General features: G+C 64.4%; 3 protein-coding genes. All 3 read left to right on the forward strand.

Annotated features, from left to right (window positions below):
• The first annotated feature begins 131 nt into the window (after nucleotides 1-131).
• From OC610_RS24005 to OC610_RS24015, 3 genes are read left to right on the forward strand one after another with little or no spacing between them, the layout of a single operon-like run.
• Entirely contained in the window at nucleotides 132-2,132 is a 2,001-nt protein-coding gene (locus OC610_RS24005) for an FUSC family protein (protein ID WP_264431401.1), read from the forward strand.
• Complete coding sequence (locus OC610_RS24010; protein WP_030139347.1) at nucleotides 2,119-2,325, forward strand: DUF1656 domain-containing protein; 207 nt, start codon at nucleotides 2,119-2,121, stop codon at nucleotides 2,323-2,325. The genes OC610_RS24005 and OC610_RS24010 overlap by 14 nt, the downstream gene beginning before the upstream one ends.
• Before the next feature lie 10 nt (nucleotides 2,326-2,335).
• Nucleotides 2,336-3,199: an efflux RND transporter periplasmic adaptor subunit gene (locus OC610_RS24015; RefSeq protein ID WP_264431404.1), complete on the forward strand. Its 864-nt coding sequence runs from the start codon at nucleotides 2,336-2,338 to the stop codon at nucleotides 3,197-3,199.
• Nucleotides 3,200-3,217: the final 18 nt, after the last annotated feature.

Genomic DNA, 3,217 nt, shown 5'->3' on the forward strand with positions numbered 1-3,217 from the left:
AGCAAGCTCCCTCGCCGCGCCTTCGCATGAAGGGTCGACAAACAACTATGGACTCGGATAGATAGCTAGCTAATAATTGCGCCACCTTCCCAGCGATCTATCGTTACAACATCCCTAGAAGAGTTTCTCGCGTGCCCATTACCCTCCAGGCCTTGTTCGCCCCCGATCGCCTCGCTGTGCAGTTCGCCATCAAGACCGTGCTCGGTGGCGGCCTGGCGCTGTGGCTGGCGTTGCGCTTGGGCCTGGAGCAACCGTCCTGGGCGCTGATGACTGCATTCATCGTCGCCCAGCCGTTATCCGGGATGGTGGTCCAGAAGGGTTTGGCGCGGTTGCTCGGCACCCTGGTGGGAACCATCATGTCGGTGGTGTTCATGGGTCTGTTCGCCCAGACGCCATGGTTGTTCCTGCTGGCGCTGGCGCTGTGGCTGGGCGTGTGCACGGCCTGTTCGACGCTGTTGCGCAGCGCCTGGTCCTATTCGTTCGTGCTGGCGGGCTACACGGTGGCGATTATCGCCTTGCCCGCCGTTTCCCATCCGCTTGCGGTGTTTGATCAAGCCGTTGCGCGCTGCACCGAAATCAGCCTGGGCATCGCCTGTGCCACGGCGGCGAGTGCGCTGCTCTGGCCGCTGCGGGTCGAGCGACAACTGGCGGACCAGGCCCGTGCGGCCTGGCTGAGCGGCATGCAGGCGGCCCGCGCCACGTTGGCGGGTGATGCCCAGGCGCGCAAGGGTTTGCTTGAGATCCTCGGCAAGATCGTCGCGGTGGATGCCCAGCGTGAACACGCCTGGTTCGAAGGCAGCCTGGGCCGCCAGCGTGCCCGGGCCATCAGCGGCTTGAGCCAGAAATTGTTGATGCTGTTGCGTATTTCCCGTTCGGTGCGCAGGCAGTGGAAACAGCTCGAGCCGCAGGAAGCCGAAGCGCTTCAGCCGTGGATGGACGAGGTGCAGCAAGCCCTGGAGGCGGACAGCCCGGCACTGCAGGCGTTACGACCGCGGGTCTGGGACGCCTCTCACGACCCGCAGATCAGCTCGGCGCAAAGTTATTGCCTGGCTCGTTTTGCCTTGCTGCTCGATACCGCCTTGGCCGCCTGCGCGGCGCTGGCGGCGGTGCAGGAGGGCAGGGCGACGGTAGACCCGCCGCGAACCCTGGCGCCGCACCGCGATCTGTCCCTGGCCATGGTCTTCGGTGCCCGCAGTGCCCTCGCGTTCCTGGCAGTGTCGTGTTTCTGGCTGGCAACCGCCTGGCCTGCGGCGTCCGGCGCGCTGGTGCTCACTTGCGTGGTGTGCAGCCTGTTCGCCAGCCGGGAAAACGGCGCGCAAATCGGCATGAGTTTCTTGCGGGGCATTCTGCTGGCGGTGCCGACGGCGTTCGTGATTGGCGAAATCCTGCTGCCACAATGGAACAGTTTCGCGATGCTCTGCATGGCCATGGGCGTGCCGCTGTTCCTCGGGGCGCTGGGGATGGCCAAGCCGCCGATATTTGCCACGGCCACTTCGTTCTGCCTGCATTTCGTGGTGTTGGTGTCACCGCTCAACGCGATGAAGTACGACGTCGCGGCTTTTTTCAATAACGCCCAGGCGATGATGATTGGCGTGGGCGCGGCGGTGTTGGCTTTCAAGCTGCTGATCTTGCGCAACCCGGCCTGGCACAGTCGTCGGCTGCTGGCGGCGACCCTGGATGACCTGGTGCGTCTGACCCATCGCAACCTGGGCGGTGCCGAGAGCTGGTTTGGCGGGCGCATGGCCGACCGATTGCTGCAACTGGCCCGGCACTATCCCGAACTGCCGGTGCCGGCGCGTAGCCGTTGGGACGATGGTTTGCTGGGCCTGGACATCGGCGATGAGCTACTGCACCTGCGCTTGAGCCTGGCCGTCGCCCAAACCCCCGAAAGCCCAGTCCAGCGCCGTTATTTCGAAACGTTGGAGCAGGTTTTGGAGCACGGCCCGGCCGGTGACCAGGCCGAGGCGTTGGCCCAGGTGAGCGACGACTACCTGCAGGTGTTGTCCCGGCAACCTTCCAGCGATGCGCTGAAACTGGCCCAGGGCGCCATCGTGCAATTGCAGAACAGTTGGCGCGCCTGGTGTCGCCAACACGAATCCGAACGAGGGGGACTCAGCCATGGGCTTGCGTGAATGGTCGATCGGCGGGGTGTTGCTCAGCCCGTTCCTGATTTACGTGGTGCTGGCCTTGCTGGCGACTGGTGCGTTGCGCCTGTTGCTCGGCCTGCTGCCGGCCGGGCGCTGGATCTGGCACGAAGCCTTGTTCGATTGTGCCCTGTATGTCTGTGTCCTGACTGTCATTACCCTGGTCCTCGGACCGTTATGAGGAGTTGAACATGCGTACCTCCGTACGTGTCGCCGTCACGTTGTGCGTGGTGGCCGTGGCGATCTTCGCCGGGTTTCATTTGTGGCAGTACTACATGCTCACGCCCTGGACCCGTGACGCGCGAATCCGCGCCGACGTGGTGGTGATCGCCCCCGACGTCTCGGGCTGGGTGCGCGAGCTCAAGGCCGTGGATAACCAGCAGGTCAAGGCCGGTGATTTATTGCTGAGTATCGATCGCGAGCGTTTCGAGGCCGCCGTGGAGAAAGCCCGGGCGGTGGTCCAGACCCGTCAGCAACAGTTGAGCCTGCGTGAGCACGAAGCCAGTCGCCGGGCCGCCCTGGGGCCCCAGGCCATCAGCGCCGAGTTGCGCGAGAACGCCCAGATCAACGCCGGCATTGCCCGAGGTGAACTGCGCGAGGCCCAGGCCGAAGCGAAGGTCGCCGAGTTGAACCTGGCCCGCAGCCAGGTCCTGGCTCCCCGTAGCGGCCACATCACCAACCTGCGCCTGGCCGAAGGCAACTACGTGAATGCCGGGCAACCGGTCATGGCGCTCATTGATGACGCGACGTTTTATGTACAGGCCTATTTCGAAGAAACCAAACTGCCGAGGATTCGCGTGGGCGATCCGGTCAAGGTCTGGTTGATGAGCGCCGGGCATGCGCTGGAAGGTCATGTGGAAAGCATCAGCCGCGGCATCACCGACCGCAACACCAACCCTGACGCGCAGCTGCTGGCAGAAGTCGAGCCGACCTTCAACTGGGTGCGCCTGGCCCAGCGCATTCCGGTGCGGATCAAGCTCGACAAGGTGCCGGAAGGGGTAACGTTGAGCGCGGGGATGACGGCGAGTGTGCAGGTGCGGGACGAGCAGCAATAAGCGCTGCGCTGCGCCCCC

This window comes from Pseudomonas agronomica (genome assembly GCF_025917275.1).
Classification (GTDB): domain Bacteria; phylum Pseudomonadota; class Gammaproteobacteria; order Pseudomonadales; family Pseudomonadaceae; genus Aquipseudomonas; species Aquipseudomonas agronomica.

Bases quoted from the DNA above. Each gene is read 5' to 3' on its own strand.
- OC610_RS24015 (WP_264431404.1), top strand. From the start codon at position 2,336: ATGCGTACCTCCGTACGTGTCGCCGTCACGTTGTGCGTGGTGGCCGTG.
- OC610_RS24010 (WP_030139347.1), top strand. From the start codon at position 2,119: ATGGGCTTGCGTGAATGGTCGATCGGCGGGGTGTTGCTCAGCCCGTTC.